Origin of the sequence: Streptococcus chenjunshii, assembly GCF_003086355.1 — a bacterium.
GTDB classification, from domain to species: domain Bacteria; phylum Bacillota; class Bacilli; order Lactobacillales; family Streptococcaceae; genus Streptococcus; species Streptococcus chenjunshii.
Genome location: NZ_CP031733.1, coordinates 545,787 through 559,555 on the forward strand (window position 1 = coordinate 545,787; position 13,769 = coordinate 559,555).

Genomic DNA, 13,769 nt, shown 5'->3' on the forward strand with positions numbered 1-13,769 from the left:
GTATCTTGGTGAAGGAGGGGGAGATGGTTTTTTCTACATCTGAAGAGCAAATAGAGAAATTTAAACAGGACGAGGTCGCTCAGCATTACTTTGAGGTGCTCAGGACCTTAATTGCTAAAAAATCGATTTTTGCTCAGCAGCTTGGTCTGCAGGATGTTGCTGCTTACCTCGGCGAAGTGTTCTCCGGTGTCGGTGCTGAGGTGACTATTGATGAAACCTATCCGGCTCCCTTTGTCATTGCTGAGTTTAAAAGTTCACGGTCCGATGCGCCTACAATTATTTTTTATAACCACTACGATACGGTTCCGGCTGATGATGATCAAGTTTGGAGTGATGATCCTTTTAAACTGACTGTCCGCAAGGGTTATATGTACGGCCGCGGCGTAGATGATGATAAAGGCCATATCACAGCTCGTCTGACGGCTGTCAGAAGATATTTGAGACAGTTTGGCGACCTGCCTGTCAATATCATTTTTATGATGGAGGGAGCAGAGGAGTCCGCATCAAAGGATTTAGAAAAATATCTGGAGAAGTACCGTGACCGGTTGCTGCCGGCTGATCTTTTAATTTGGGAGCAAGGCAGTAAAAATGTTTTAAATCAGCTGGAAATAACTGGTGGTAATAAAGGGATTATCACTTTCAATGTCTCAGTAACCAGTGCTGAAGTTGATATCCATTCAAAGTATGGAGCAGTGCTTGAATCTGCCACTTGGTATTTGCTGCGTGCTATTTCCAGCATGCGGGACAACAGCGGCCGCATATTGGTTGAAGGGATTTACGATCATGTGCTTGAGCCGAGTGCGCGTGAATTGGATTTAATTGACCGTTATGCTATTGAAAACAGTGAATCCCTGCGTAAGCTTTACGGCTTGCGTCTGCCTGCTCTGAAGTCTGAGCGCCGCGCTTTTTTAAAGTCTTATTATTTTGAACCGGCACTCAGCATTGAAGGACTTTCTTCGGGTTATCAGGGACAGGGTGTGAAAACCATCCTACCTGCAGAAGCCGAGGCGAAAATGGAAATGCGCTTGGTTCCAGGCTTATCACCCAAATTGGCTTTTGATTTACTGCAGAAACATTTGTGGCAACACGGCTTTGATCGTGTCAAGCTGACTTATACACTCGGCGAAGAAAGCTACCGCAGTGATATGAGCGATCCGGCTATTCTGAGGGTTATTGATTTAGCCAAAGACCTGTATGAAGAAGGGGTATCTGTGCTGCCAACGACAGCCGGAACAGGGCCGATGCATACTGTTTATGAGATTTTGGGTGTGCCTATGCTGGCTTTTGGTATCGGTAATGCCAACAGCCGCGACCACGGCGGTGATGAGAATGTAGCTATTGCCGATTATTATACCCATATTGAATTAATTGAGGAGCTGATTAAAACTTATGAGCCATGAAATGATTAGATTAAACCATATTGTGATTTCTTTTCGTCAGAAAAAACAAATTATTGAAGCTGTAAAAGATGTTACTGTTCATATTAATCAAGGAGATATTTACGGGATTGTCGGTTATTCCGGAGCTGGCAAGTCCACTCTCGTACGGGCAATCAACCTCTTGCAAAAACCGTCTGCCGGGACTGTTACAGTCGATGGAGATCTTCTTTTTGCAGACGGAGAGATTCAGTTATCAGCTGCTGAGCTGCGGGAAAAGCGGCGTGATATCGGTATGATTTTCCAGCATTTTAATCTGATGGCTCGTATGACGGCTCGTGAAAATGTGGCCTTTGCTCTAAAGCATTCTAAGTTAACAAAAGCAGAAAGGCATGCCAAGGTGGACAGGCTTCTGGATCTTGTCGGTCTGTCGGACCGGGCTGATAATTATCCTGCGCAGCTGTCCGGCGGTCAGAAACAGCGTGTGGCAATTGCCAGAGCTTTGGCAAATGATCCTAAGATTCTCATTTCAGATGAAGCCACTTCAGCGCTGGATCCTAAAACGACCAAGCAAATTTTAAAGCTCTTGCAGGAGCTGAATCAGACTTTAGGTCTGACGATTGTGCTGATTACTCATGAAATGCAGATTGTCAAAGATATTGCCAACCGTGTTGCTGTCATGCAAAATGGGCACTTAGTGGAAGAAGGATCAGTTCTGGATATTTTTTCTAATCCTAAGGAAGAACTGACACGTGATTTTATCAATACTGCAACCGGCACACAGGAAGCCTTGGCTAAAATTGAACAGCAGGATATTGTAGTTAATCTCCCTCAAAATGCTATGCTGGTCCAGCTGGAATACGCCGGCTCTTCAACTGATGAGCCCATTCTGAATGATATCTATAAGCACTATGATGTGTCAGCTAATATTCTCTATGCTAATATTGATATACTGGATGATACGCCTGTCGGTGAGCTGATTGTTGTGCTTACCGGTACTGAAAGCAGACTTGAACAGGCAAAGAATGCGCTGACAGCTTCCGGAGTCACTGTGAAAATTTTAAAGGGAGGTGCCTAAATGGCTGAGTTTATACAAACTTATTTGCCCAATGTGTATGAAATGGGCTGGGCAGGCGATGCCGGCTGGTGGACTGCGATTGTCAATACCCTGTTTATGACCTTTGTTTCCTTTGTGATTGGGGGTATTTTGGGACTTGTCGGCGGCCTTTTCTTAGTCTTAACAGGTCCGGGCGGTGTTATTGAAAATACCTTTGTTTTTCAGGTTTTAGATAAGATTGTCTCTGTTTTTCGGGCGATTCCCTTTATTATTCTCTTAGCTGTTTTAAGCCCTTTAACCTATATGATTGTCGGGACAAACCTAGGAGCGACAGCGGCTCTGGTCCCTTTATCTGCGGCTACTTTTCCTTTCTTTGCCCGGCAAGTTCAGGTCGTTTTAGCAGAGCTGGATAAGGGAGTTATTGAAGCGGCACAGGCTTCAGGTGCGACTTTTTGGGATATTGTCGGTATTTATCTGAGTGAAGGGCTGCCTGATATTATTCGGGTAATGACAGTGACCCTTATTTCCTTAGTCAGTGAAACGGCTATGGCCGGGGCAATCGGCGCCGGCGGTTTGGGCTATGTGGCAATTTACTATGGCTATAACCGTTATAATCAGGATATCATCTGGCTGGCGACCGTTTTAATTGTGGTTCTGATTTTTGCTCTGCAGTTCCTAGGGGATTTTGTCACAAGAAAACTCAGCCGTAAATAATATTTTCAGCTGTATAAAGAGTACTTGCAGTAAAACGGCTTTCAGTGGAATAAGCTTTTCCAAAGACCGGTTTGACAAAGCTGGAGGTCTGTTTTTCTGCATTGTTACAAACCGATGCTCACCAGCTGAAGCAGAATGCTGTTTAAAGACCCTGTCCTTTGTGATAAAATAAAGACAAAGCATAGTGTTTTTCAGGAGAAACTGACTAAACAGCAAAAGAGATGCTGAACCGTCCTTTTGCTGCTCGCAGCCGGTATTTTATCAGTTTTATGATTGCAGCTGTTTTTTATCCTGAATGACGAGAGAAAGGTAATGATTTATGAATAACCAGTTATTAGTCCTGCAATCTGATTTTGGCTTGGCAGACGGTGCGGTCTCTGCCATGGTAGGCGTTGCTCTGCAGGAGGAAGCAACGCTTGGGATTCATCATTTGACCCATGACATCACTCCTTATAACATTTTTGAGGCTTCCTACCGCCTTTTTCAGACCGTCGAATACTGGCCGCAAGGGACAACTTTTGTTTCGGTAGTTGATCCTGGGGTTGGATCTAAGCGCAAAAGTGTCGTGGCACTGACAGAGTCGGAACAGTATATTGTGACTCCTGATAACGGCACCCTTTCTTATATCAAGAAGCATGTCGGCATTAAGGCTGTCCGAGAAATATCAGAGCTCGCTAATCGGCGCAGCAACACAGAGTTATCTTATACCTTCCACGGCCGCGATGTTTATGCCTATACAGGTGCCAAGCTGGCCAGCGGGCATATTTCTTTTGCGGAAGTCGGACCCGAACTTTCTGTTGATGAGATAGTCGAGCTGCCAGCTGTTGAAACAGAGTTTGCTGAGAATACAGTTATTGGGGCAGTGGATATTTTAGATGTGCGTTTTGGGTCACTTTGGACGTCTATTACGCGCAAAGAGTTTTATCGCTTAAAACCTGAATTCGGCGACCGCTTTGAAGTGACTATTTATAATAATGATATGCTGGTTTATCAAAATCAAGTGACCTACGGTAAATCGTTTGCTGATGTTCGCATAGGTCAGCCACTTATTTATATCAATTCGCTTTACCGGGTCGGTCTGGCCATCAATCAAGGCTCTTTTGCCAAGGCCTATAATGTAGGGGTCGGCTCAAACTGGCGGCTGGAGATTAAAACGATTAACTGAAATTCTCTGCTGGCTGAGCTGGTCTGATAAGACCAAGAGGTTTGCAGGTTAATGTCGCGAAGGATTTTGCTTTTATATTGTATTATTTTTAAACGTTCTGAAATGAGGAGGAGACATGAACAATAATTCTATAAAAACAGTTGTAGCAACCGGAATTGGCGCAGCACTGTTTGTTATCATCGGCCTGTTTGTCAATATTCCGCTGTTTTCAAATACCAGTATTTCCCTGCAGTATGCAGTACAGGCCTTCTTTGCCGTTATTTTTGGCCCTGCTGCCGGTTTTTTCATCGGTTTTATCGGCCATATGGTTAAGGATATGTTTGCCGGATACGGTGTTTGGTGGTCTTGGGTTCTGTCGAGCAGTCTTGTCGGATTCGGTATCGGTTTTTTAAAGAACCGCCTGCAAGTTGAAAAAGGTATTTTTACCAGAAAAGATATTGTCATTTTTAATCTTGTACAAGTTCTGGTGAATATTGCAGCTTGGGCCGTTATTGCTCCAATCGGTGATATTCTGATTTACAGCGAGCCGGCTAACAAGGTTTTCACGCAAGGTCTTATTGCTGCTCTGTCTAATTCTTTGACAATCGGAATCGGCGCCACTATTCTTTTGGCTGTTTATGCTAAAACACGCACTCAAACAGGCAGTCTGGCGAAAGATTAGAGTCTGCCTGCATCTGAGTTTTAAGGAGTCGCTTGTTATGCGTCCATTTATTGAATTTAAGGATTTTACATTTAAGTATGATGCTCAGGCTGAGCCAACTTTGAAGGGAATTGATTTAGCGATTGAGAAGGGTGAGAAAGTTTTAATTCTGGGACCTTCAGGCAGCGGTAAATCAACGTTGGGGCACTGCCTCAATGGTATTATTCCCAATATTTATCAAGGGGAGCGAAGCGGTTCCCTCTTGATTGACGGACAGGATATTTTTGATCTGTCTGTTTATGAGAAATCGGAATTGATTTCAACGGTTCTACAAGACCCTGACGGTCAGTTCATCGGTTTAAGCGTGGCAGAGGATATTGCCTTTGCTTTGGAAAACGACTGTCTGGATCAGCAGACCATGCGGGAAAAGATTAATGCCTGGGCTGAAAAACTGGAGCTGCAGGATTTACTGGAGAAAAGACCTCAGGACTTATCAGGCGGTCAAAAACAAAGAGTCAGCTTAGCAGGGGTTTTAATTGATGAGAGTCCTATTCTGCTTTTTGATGAGCCTTTGGCCAACCTTGATCCTAAATCCGGCCAAGATACAATTGCTCTGATTGAGCAGATTCATCAAGAGGAGGGAGCGACAACAGTTATCATTGAACATCGTTTAGAAGATGTTCTCTACGCTCCGGTTGACAGAATTGTGCTGATTAATGACGGTCAGATTCTTTTCAACGGCCGGGCAGATGATTTGCTTAAAACAGATCTTTTGCGGGAGAATGGAATCCGTGAGCCTCTTTATATAACGGTTCTGCGTGATTTAGGCCTAGACTTGCAAAAGACAGGAAATTTAGCGAAACTGGCTGATTTAGATCTTTCTGCTATCAGCTTTAAGCAAAACGCGGAAAGACTTCCAGCTGCAGAGAGAGAGCCTTTGTTGAAGATTGCAGATCTTGATTTTGCTTACGATAATCAGAATCCGCTTTTAAAACATATCAGTCTGACTGTCAGAAAAGGCGAGCGCATCTCTCTCGTTGGTAAAAATGGTGCGGGAAAATCCACATTGGCAAAGGTTTTATGCCGTTTTGTGACAGCCGACAGCCCTATTTTTTACCAAGATCAGGATATTTCGGAAGATTCTATCAAAGAACGGGCTGACCGTATCGGCTATGTCCTGCAGAATCCTAATCAGATGATCAGTCAGACTATGATTTTCGATGAGGTCGCTCAGGGCTTGCGCCTACGGGGAAAAGCAGAGGAAGACATTGAGAGAGAAGTTCTAAAAACCCTGAAGGTCTGCGGGCTGTACGAATTTCGTAAATGGCCGATTTCTGCCCTTTCTTTTGGGCAGAAGAAGAGAGTAACCATTGCATCCATTTTAGTCTTAAACCCGGAGATTATTCTTTTAGATGAGCCGACAGCAGGTCAGGATAAGAGAAATTATACGGAGATTATGAATTTCCTTGATGAACTTAATGCTTTGGGACACACTGTTATTATGATTACCCATGATATGCAGCTGATGCTGGAATATTCTGACAGGACAGTAGTCATTCACGAAGGCCGTATTTTGGCCGACTGCCGGCCTGTAGAAGTTTTCAGCGACCCAGACTTGCTGGCTGAAGCTAATCTTAAAAAAACCAGTCTTTTTGACTTAGCAGTGAAACTTCAAGCAGATCCTATAGCTTTAACAAACTTTTATATCGCAAATCAAGGAGGCCGGCATGACTAATCGCTTAATCGGTTATTACGGCGGTGAAGGCTTTCTTTACCGTCTATCAGGAGCCAGCAAATTACTCTTTTTTCTGCTGGCTTCGATTGCTTGTATGACAACTTATGACACACGTCTGATTATTCTTATCGGACTTTTGTCGCTTATTCTTTTCAAACTGGCTCATGTTCGCTGGCAGGATATTTCCTTTGTTATCAAATTTGTCAGCTTTTTTGCGCTTTTGAATGTTGTAATGGTCTACCTTTTCGCACCGGCTTACGGCGAACAGATATATGGCTCTAAAACGGTTTTGTTTAACGGCTGGGGGAGATTTTATCTGACCAGCCAAGAACTTTTTTATCTCTTCAATTTGTCGCTTAAATACTTTTCAACTGTTCCCTTGGCTTTGCTTTTTTTACTGACGACCCACCCCAGCCAGTTTGCTTCCAGTCTCAATCAAATTGGAGTTCCTTATAAGGTGGCTTATGCAGTCAGTCTGACTTTGCGTTATATTCCCGATGTGCAGGAAGAATTTTATATGATTCGTATGTCGCAGGAAGCTAGAGGTTTGGAGCTGTCTGCCAAAGCTAAGCTTCTTGACCGCATCAAAGGCAATCTGCAGATTGTTCTGCCTTTAATTTTCAGTTCTCTTGAACGAATTGATACGGTATCAACAGCAATGGAACTGCGGCGTTTTGGCAAAAATAAAAAACGGACCTGGTACACCTATAAAAAATTCTCTGCCTATGACTTGCTGACAATTGCGCTAGGCTGTCTGCTTCTGCTGGTTAGTCTGCTTTTATTTGTTGTAAATCACGGCAGATTTTACAATCCTTGGGTTTAAAAGGCACCCCGAAAGCTGGATTTTTTAATCTAACTTTCGGGATGCTTTTTTAATGACTGACCAAGGGAAATCAAAACAGACTGAAGTCCGCATCGAATAAGGGAATACTTTATTTGAGATAGCCCAGATAATCCAGTTTTTCAAAAGTCCGCTCGCTGGCTACGGCTCCTACGAACATTTCTTTGGTCAGAGGTGCATTGGGATCAAAGTGGGTGTTTAAGGGAGCCGTTTTGGCAGTTCGAAAACCGATGATGTTTAAATCATATTTCCTGCGAACATCCAGCTGGCTCAGAGTTTTGCCCAGCCACGCTTTGGGCAGAAGAAACTCGATAAAGGAGATATCATCTTCTACATGAATAATATTAGTGATAGAGTGGCGCAGCAGATTTGAAGTTAAATTTTTAGCTGTACTGCGCTCAGGAGAGATTACTTGGTTTGCACCAAGACCGTAAAGAACATCTTCATAATTTTTTCCTCGAGCTTTAGCGATAATATTAGCGACTCCCAGCTTTTGGCAGTGAATGAGTGCAAGCGCAGAGGCCTCCAAATTATTTCCTGTTGCAATGATAACGGTGTCGCACTGTTCAATGCCGGCAGCTTTTAAAAAATCAAAATCTGTGATATCGCCGACAGCTCCTTTAGTAACATAATCGGCCACTTCCTGTACATGTTTTTCCCGATTGTCCAGAGCGATTACTTCCTGCTCAAAATTGGCCAACTCATAGGCCAGCGTTTTACCGAAAATACCTAAGCCAAGCACGCCAAAAATTTTATGTGTCATAATGTTCCTTTCTTAACCAAGAGAAATATCGGTTGGGGTGTAATGAATAACTTTTTCCTTTTTTTGCAGAAAACTCAGCAAGACTGTAATCGGACCGACACGTCCGACAAACATCAGCAGCATAATGATAAAACGTCCGGCTGACGAGAGCTCTGGTGTGACATCCATTGAAACACCTACCGTTGCAATAGCTGAGACAGTTTCGAAAAGGAGCGCGGTCGGTGCCAAGTGCGATTCGGATAATAGCAGGAAGAAATAACCTGCTGCAGCTAAAGCAAAGAAAAAAATCAGAACTGTCAGAGTTTGCTTAATGGTTTTATTGTGAATTACCCGATGCCTGAAGGTAACCTCTGACTGACCGGACAGCTCAGATTTAAACAGTAAAAAAGTAATGGCCGCAGTTGTGACTTTAATACCGCCGGCAGTACCGCCAGGCGCACCGCCGATAATCATTTGCGCTATATAAAGAAAATTTGTGGCAGCTTCAGTATCCAGATAGCTCAATGTTGAGAAACCAGCTGTGCGCATGGTAACAGTCTGAAAAAAACTAATCATAACCTGCTGCGGAACTGTATGATTAGCGAGTGTTTCGGCATTTCCCATTTCTGTCAGCCATGAAAGCAGGGTGCCTCCAAAGAGAATAAAAGCCGTGGTGTAGAGCACCAGCCGGCTCTGATTGCTTATCTGGCGCACCGCGGCTCTGAAACGGCGAGGCCTTCTTTGTAGGTAACACTTAAATGCCTGAAAGAGATCCAGCCAGACAGCAAAACCTAAGCCGCCGGCAATAATAGCAAAGGCTAGAGTGAAATTGAGCAGTGGATTCAGCAGAAAATCTTTCAGACTGTCTGGCCCTAAGTTATCAAAACCAGCATTGCAAAAAGCCGAAACAGCTAAAAAAAGACTGTTAAACATTCCTGATTTCCAACCGAATCTCGGGATAAAATCAAACATGAGGATAAAAGCAATCAGACCTTCGAGGGTCAGTGTAATTTTATAGACACTAAAAAGATAATGTTTTAAATTGGTATTGTCAGGACGGCTGAGCGCTGACTGAAGCAAACTTTGTGCAGATAGGCCTAACCTTTGCCGCAGAGCAAACATACTGACCGCAATTAGTGTAACAACTCCTAATCCGCCAATCTGCATCAGCAGCAGAGCAATTATCTGGCCCAATCCGTTGTAAACCTGACTGATTGGGAAGACTGATAAACCAGTGACACAAACCATAGAGACAGCGGTAAAGAGATGATCAAAATAAGGAGTATCCGGAGCGGTGCTGTAATGGGCAAAAGGAAGAGATAATAAAAGACTGCCTATTAAAATAACAATCAGGAAGCTGACAGTCAGTTTTTGCGTGACAGATCCAATTCGCAGCTTATTAATAAAAGAAAACATATGATTTTTCTCCGTCATAAAGGTTTTTTATTGGGAGTTCCGGCCTTCCGGGGATATTTATTAGGCGTTTCTTTTTTCTTTTCCAGAATAACCAAGGTTCGGCCATCACCATTAGGAAGCGTATAGTGGTCACTTTGTATCAGCTGAGCAAACAGTAACCGCAGAGCATTTTGAGCTTGCAGTGTTTCCTTTTCAGCAGCGGCAGCTTTGAGAGCAAGAAGACGTCCATTAATTTTTAAAAACGGCAGAGTCAGTTCTGTCAAAACCGGCAGAGCTGCGACAGCCCGAGCAGTAACAAAATCAAACTGCTGACGGAATGTCTTGTCATGGCCAAAGTCTTCCGCCCGTCCATGGTAAAAAGAAACACCGTCAAGCTTTAACGTTTCAGCTAAACGGTTTAAAAAAAGGATCCGTTTATTAAGAGAATCGATAATAGTCACCTTAATGTTGGGATAAATGATTTTGATAGGAAGACTGGGGAATCCTGCTCCAGCTCCTATATCTAAGAGCTGAATCGGTTCGTTTTTCAGATATCCCCGCAAAACAGGAGCCAGCGAATCATAAAAATGTTTAAGATAAACATCATTTTTATCTGTAATTGCAGTAAGATTGGCCTTTTGATTCCATTCTATAAGACAGTTAAAATAAGCGGCAAACTGCTGTTTTTGCTGTTCGGATAAATTGATGCCGGACTGGGACAGTGCCGCATAAAATTCTTCAGGTGTCATCATTTCTCCCTCAAAGTGTTTTTCCTTATTCTACCATAAAACTGACAAGGGCATCATAAAAAAGATGAAAAAGAAGGCCTTTACTTTCATAAAAACAAGAAAATTGCTATAATAAAACAAGATGGAACAGAAGAAAAGTTAACGGTCTCTGTCCACTCTCTAGCCATCTTGGCAGGGGTGTTGCCTGCGAAATCGAAGATTTCGGACTTACCGCCTTTTCATACGGTTTTTCAACGTTTTTTGTATCTTTGTTAAGGAGTTTGGTTATGCTGTTAATTGGTATTATAGTTATTCTTATTTTAGTTGGTATTTGGATTATTGTTGCTTACAATGGCTTGATTAGAAGCCGCATGCAGACTAAAGAAGCCTGGAGTCAGATTGATGTGCAGCTGAAACGCCGAAACGATTTAATTCCTAACTTGCTGGAAACTGTTAAAGGCTATGCTGACTATGAAGGGAAAGTTTTGACGCAGGTGACAGAGCTGAGAGCTCAAGTTGCTAAAGCTGAAACACCAAATGAGGTTATGCAGGCATCAGATGCTTTATCAAAACAGCTGTCCGGTATCTTTGCTGTGGCAGAAAACTACCCTGATTTGCAAGCTAATAAGAGCTTCATTAAGTTGCAGGAGGAACTGGCTAATACAGAAAATAAAATTTCTTATTCCCGTCAGCTTTTTAATACGACAACTGCTAATTACAATATGAAGCTGGAAGTTTTTCCGACTAATCTTATCGCTTCAATGTTTGGCTTTAAGCCGAGTCAATTTCTAGAGACTCCTGAGGAAGAAAAGGATGTTCCGCAAGTTAAATTTGACTTTTAAATCTATCATATTGGAATAGTATCAGAGAATGGCCTAAGAGCTGTGAGAGTACACAGACAAGCCCGAACTTGACAATTAGAGAGTAAGGGAACCTATCATTTGAGGTTCTGTCAGGGTTAGCCGTCCGTAGACGTCTGAAAGCTTTGCCGTCTTAGCAGCCCATAGACAGTTCTAAAGGATGCTTTAAAAACTAATCCTTAATTGTGTTAGAGTTATGTACAAGACGCAATAGCCTAGCGTCATTTTAGCCGCTTTTTCAAAGCTTTAAAATGTCTGCTAGGCTTTGCGGGGGCGAGACATCGAACGTTATGGTCTGGGGTTCTGTCTCGCTCCCTAGTCATCCTGGCAGAGGTGCGTCTGCGAAATCACAGATTTCGGACTTACCGTCAGCCGTAAACGACTGAAAGCTTTGTCGCCTTAACAGTCGACCGCACCTTTCTAGTCGTTCTGGCAGGGGTGCGCCTACGAAATCATAGATTTCTGGCTTACCGCCATTTTTGCTGTGAGCTTTTCACGGCCTTTGTATCTTGTTGGAATTGAACACGGCCTAAAATCCTAGTGAAAAAGATGAAGTTCGTCGCGATGTGGGTCATCGCTCGTCCTTCCCTATTTTCATACGGATTTTTAAACGGCCTTTGTATCTTGTTGGAATTGAACACGGCCTAAACGCTGTGAGAAAAAGACAGCCTTCCCTTGAGTCTTTAATGACTCTTCGGTCAGGCTCCTAGTTTCTCTTTGCGTTCTTAACGGCCTTTGTATCTTGATGAATTGAACACGGCCTAAGCTCTTTGCAAAAAAGATAAACCTTCCTAGAAACTAAGGTTTCTGCGTCAGTTTTCCTATTTTTGCTGTGAGCTTTTCACGGCCTTTGTATCTTGGTGTGAGGAGAGGGTTCATGCTTTATCAGCAAATTTCCAGTAATAAGAGAAGAACAGTTGTTTTGATTTTTGTCTTTTTTGTGCTTCTTGCTCTTATCGGTGGAGCTGTTGGTTATTTATTATTGGGCAGTTTGGAGCTGGGAGTAGCTCTTGCCTTGATTATCGGTGCGATTTATGCTATCAGCATGATTTTTCAGTCAACCAATGTTGTTATGTCTATGAATAACGCGCATGAGGTAACTGCTGACCAAGCGCCTGAATATTATCATATTGTTGAGGATATGGCTATGGTAGCGCAGGTGCCTATGCCACGGGTTTTTATTATTGACGATCAGTCATTGAATGCTTTTGCGACAGGATCGAGCCCAGAGAATGCGGCTGTAGCCGCTACGACAGGACTTTTAGCTGTTATGAACCGAGAAGAATTAGAAGGAGTAATCGGTCATGAAATCAGTCATATCAGAAATTATGACATTCGGATTTCTACCATCGCAGTTGCTTTGGCCAGTGCTGTAACTCTTATTTCCAGTTTAGGCGGCCGGATGATGTGGTTTGGCGGTGGCCGGCGTCGCAATGATCGGGATAGCGGCGGTTTTGGTATTTTACTGCTTATTTTTTCTCTGCTGTCTTTGGTTTTAGCCCCTTTAGCGGCTAGTTTGGTGCAGCTGGCTATTTCCCGGCAGCGGGAGTATCTGGCGGATGCGAGTTCCGTAGAGCTTACCCGAAACCCTCAGGGAATGATTAATGCCTTACAAAAACTGGAACAGTCCCAGCCTATGGCTCATCCTGTTGATGGGGCCAGCAGCGCTCTTTATATCAATGATCCGGCTAAGAAGGAAGGACTCAAGTCCTTATTTTATACACACCCACCAATTGCTGACCGCATCGAACGTCTGCGGCAAATGTGATCGCAGCTTAGCGGGAGTTCCTCTGTTTTTAATAAAAAAGAAAAAAGTTCTGCGGAACTTTTTAATTTTCTTCTGTAGAGAAGAGGTGGGCTGTAAAAGCCCCAGTAAATAATGTTTGTAATAAAGTTGACATCTATCTTCTAAAGAGATGACATTTTATTATTGTATAATATAAGAATTAAAAGTGATTTATTAGAAGGGTAACAATAATGTTTGCCATTGCTGAAGTGAGAAAAAGCCCTGAGGGGATTAACTTTGATCAGGTATTATCGGTTAGTGATGAGCTTAAAGAGCGCAATCCTGAGATTCTGAATGTAGAAAATGTCCGGGCGAAAGGTAATATTTCTTATGACAACGGCTTATATTTGTTAAACTATGAACTGACTTATCTGTTGCAGCTTCCTTCAAGCCGTTCGCTGGAGCCGGTTTCTTTGGAACAAAGTCAAAGGGTGGCTGAAGTTTTTGCTGAGCAGACGGAATGGCCTTCTAAAGATGAGCTTGCTGATCAGGATTTACTGCTTGTTATTGAAGGATCCAATATTGATTTGGCAGAAAGTGTCATTGATAATATTCTTCTGTCCATTCCTTTACAGGTGCTGACAGAGGAGGAAAAAGCAGCTGCCGATTTACCAGCAGGTGATAACTGGACAGTATTGACAGAAACACAGTATCAAGCTTTGAAATCAGAAAAGAAAGAAGCTTCAAATCCTTTTGCTGCGCTGGACGGTTTGTTTGATGAATAAAGCTA

The 13,769-nt window shown here is 43.1% G+C and carries 13 protein-coding genes; 10 read left to right on the forward strand and 3 right to left on the reverse strand.

Annotation, left to right across the window (positions count from 1 at the left end; genetic code table 11):
- The first annotated feature begins 23 nt into the window (after positions 1 to 23).
- The 7 genes from DDV21_RS02830 (at position 24) to DDV21_RS02860 (ending at position 7,510) form a co-directional block, all read left to right on the forward strand.
- A complete protein-coding gene (locus DDV21_RS02830; RefSeq protein ID WP_116878077.1) occupies positions 24 to 1,400 on the forward strand; it encodes a M20/M25/M40 family metallo-hydrolase in 1,377 nt (458 codons plus the stop codon).
- Positions 1,390 to 2,454, forward strand: a complete 1,065-nt coding sequence (locus DDV21_RS02835) for a methionine ABC transporter ATP-binding protein (RefSeq protein ID WP_116878076.1) — start codon at positions 1,390 to 1,392, stop codon at positions 2,452 to 2,454. The genes DDV21_RS02830 and DDV21_RS02835 overlap by 11 nt, the downstream gene beginning before the upstream one ends.
- Positions 2,455 to 3,147, forward strand: a complete 693-nt coding sequence (locus tag DDV21_RS02840) for a methionine ABC transporter permease (RefSeq protein WP_116878075.1) — start codon at positions 2,455 to 2,457, stop codon at positions 3,145 to 3,147.
- Between the two features lie 319 nt (positions 3,148 to 3,466).
- The gene (locus DDV21_RS02845; protein WP_116878074.1) at positions 3,467 to 4,312 is read left to right on the forward strand and encodes an SAM hydrolase/SAM-dependent halogenase family protein; all 846 of its coding nucleotides are present in this window, start codon (positions 3,467 to 3,469) and stop codon (positions 4,310 to 4,312) included.
- Positions 4,313 to 4,427: 115 nt separating this feature from the next.
- A complete protein-coding gene (locus tag DDV21_RS02850) occupies positions 4,428 to 4,973 on the forward strand; it encodes an ECF-type riboflavin transporter substrate-binding protein (protein ID WP_116878073.1) in 546 nt (181 codons plus the stop codon).
- A 37-nt stretch (positions 4,974 to 5,010) separates the two neighbouring features.
- A complete protein-coding gene (locus DDV21_RS02855) occupies positions 5,011 to 6,687 on the forward strand; it encodes an ABC transporter ATP-binding protein (RefSeq protein WP_116878072.1) in 1,677 nt (558 codons plus the stop codon).
- Entirely contained in the window at positions 6,680 to 7,510 is an 831-nt protein-coding gene (locus DDV21_RS02860) for an energy-coupling factor transporter transmembrane component T family protein (RefSeq protein WP_116878071.1), read from the forward strand. The genes DDV21_RS02855 and DDV21_RS02860 overlap by 8 nt, the downstream gene beginning before the upstream one ends.
- A 109-nt stretch (positions 7,511 to 7,619) precedes the next feature.
- Here DDV21_RS02860 and DDV21_RS02865 read toward each other — a convergent pair whose 3' ends face one another.
- The 3 genes from DDV21_RS02865 to rsmG are packed head-to-tail and all read right to left on the reverse strand — an operon-like array spanning position 7,620 to position 10,414.
- Positions 7,620 to 8,291, reverse strand: a complete 672-nt coding sequence (locus tag DDV21_RS02865) for a potassium channel family protein (RefSeq protein ID WP_116878070.1) — start codon at positions 8,289 to 8,291, stop codon at positions 7,620 to 7,622.
- Positions 8,292 to 8,303: 12 nt separating this feature from the next.
- Positions 8,304 to 9,704, reverse strand: coding sequence for a TrkH family potassium uptake protein (locus DDV21_RS02870; RefSeq protein ID WP_116878069.1), 1,401 nt, complete (start codon positions 9,702 to 9,704; stop codon positions 8,304 to 8,306).
- Positions 9,701 to 10,414, reverse strand: coding sequence for a 16S rRNA (guanine(527)-N(7))-methyltransferase RsmG (gene rsmG, locus DDV21_RS02875; protein ID WP_116878068.1), 714 nt, complete (start codon positions 10,412 to 10,414; stop codon positions 9,701 to 9,703). The genes DDV21_RS02870 and rsmG overlap by 4 nt, the downstream gene beginning before the upstream one ends.
- Positions 10,415 to 10,680: 266 nt before the next feature.
- Between rsmG and DDV21_RS02880 the strand changes: the two genes are divergently transcribed.
- The 3 genes from DDV21_RS02880 to DDV21_RS02890 all read left to right on the forward strand — a co-directional run bounded on the left by DDV21_RS02880 (position 10,681) and on the right by DDV21_RS02890 (position 13,764).
- A complete protein-coding gene (locus DDV21_RS02880) occupies positions 10,681 to 11,235 on the forward strand; it encodes a LemA family protein (protein WP_116878067.1) in 555 nt (184 codons plus the stop codon).
- 895 nt (positions 11,236 to 12,130) lie between these two features.
- Positions 12,131 to 13,021 carry a zinc metalloprotease HtpX gene (gene htpX, locus DDV21_RS02885; RefSeq protein WP_116878066.1) on the forward strand — a complete coding sequence of 297 codons (891 nt, stop codon included), beginning with the start codon at positions 12,131 to 12,133 and terminating at the stop codon, positions 13,019 to 13,021.
- Positions 13,022 to 13,230: 209 nt separating this feature from the next.
- Positions 13,231 to 13,764, forward strand: coding sequence for a YceD family protein (locus DDV21_RS02890; RefSeq protein WP_116878065.1), 534 nt, complete (start codon positions 13,231 to 13,233; stop codon positions 13,762 to 13,764).
- Positions 13,765 to 13,769 lie beyond the last annotated feature (5 nt).

Coding starts and splice junctions, on each gene's coding strand:
- DDV21_RS02830 (WP_116878077.1), top strand. CDS start 24: ATGGTTTTTTCTACATCTGAAGAGCAAATAGAGAAATTTAAACAGGAC.
- DDV21_RS02835 (WP_116878076.1), top strand. CDS start 1,390: ATGAGCCATGAAATGATTAGATTAAACCATATTGTGATTTCTTTTCGT.
- DDV21_RS02840 (WP_116878075.1), top strand. CDS start 2,455: ATGGCTGAGTTTATACAAACTTATTTGCCCAATGTGTATGAAATGGGC.
- DDV21_RS02845 (WP_116878074.1), top strand. CDS start 3,467: ATGAATAACCAGTTATTAGTCCTGCAATCTGATTTTGGCTTGGCAGAC.
- DDV21_RS02850 (WP_116878073.1), top strand. CDS start 4,428: ATGAACAATAATTCTATAAAAACAGTTGTAGCAACCGGAATTGGCGCA.
- DDV21_RS02855 (WP_116878072.1), top strand. CDS start 5,011: ATGCGTCCATTTATTGAATTTAAGGATTTTACATTTAAGTATGATGCT.
- DDV21_RS02860 (WP_116878071.1), top strand. CDS start 6,680: ATGACTAATCGCTTAATCGGTTATTACGGCGGTGAAGGCTTTCTTTAC.
- DDV21_RS02865 (WP_116878070.1), bottom strand. CDS start 8,291: ATGACACATAAAATTTTTGGCGTGCTTGGCTTAGGTATTTTCGGTAAA.
- DDV21_RS02870 (WP_116878069.1), bottom strand. CDS start 9,704: ATGACGGAGAAAAATCATATGTTTTCTTTTATTAATAAGCTGCGAATT.
- rsmG (WP_116878068.1), bottom strand. CDS start 10,414: ATGACACCTGAAGAATTTTATGCGGCACTGTCCCAGTCCGGCATCAAT.
- DDV21_RS02880 (WP_116878067.1), top strand. CDS start 10,681: ATGCTGTTAATTGGTATTATAGTTATTCTTATTTTAGTTGGTATTTGG.
- htpX (WP_116878066.1), top strand. CDS start 12,131: ATGCTTTATCAGCAAATTTCCAGTAATAAGAGAAGAACAGTTGTTTTG.
- DDV21_RS02890 (WP_116878065.1), top strand. CDS start 13,231: ATGTTTGCCATTGCTGAAGTGAGAAAAAGCCCTGAGGGGATTAACTTT.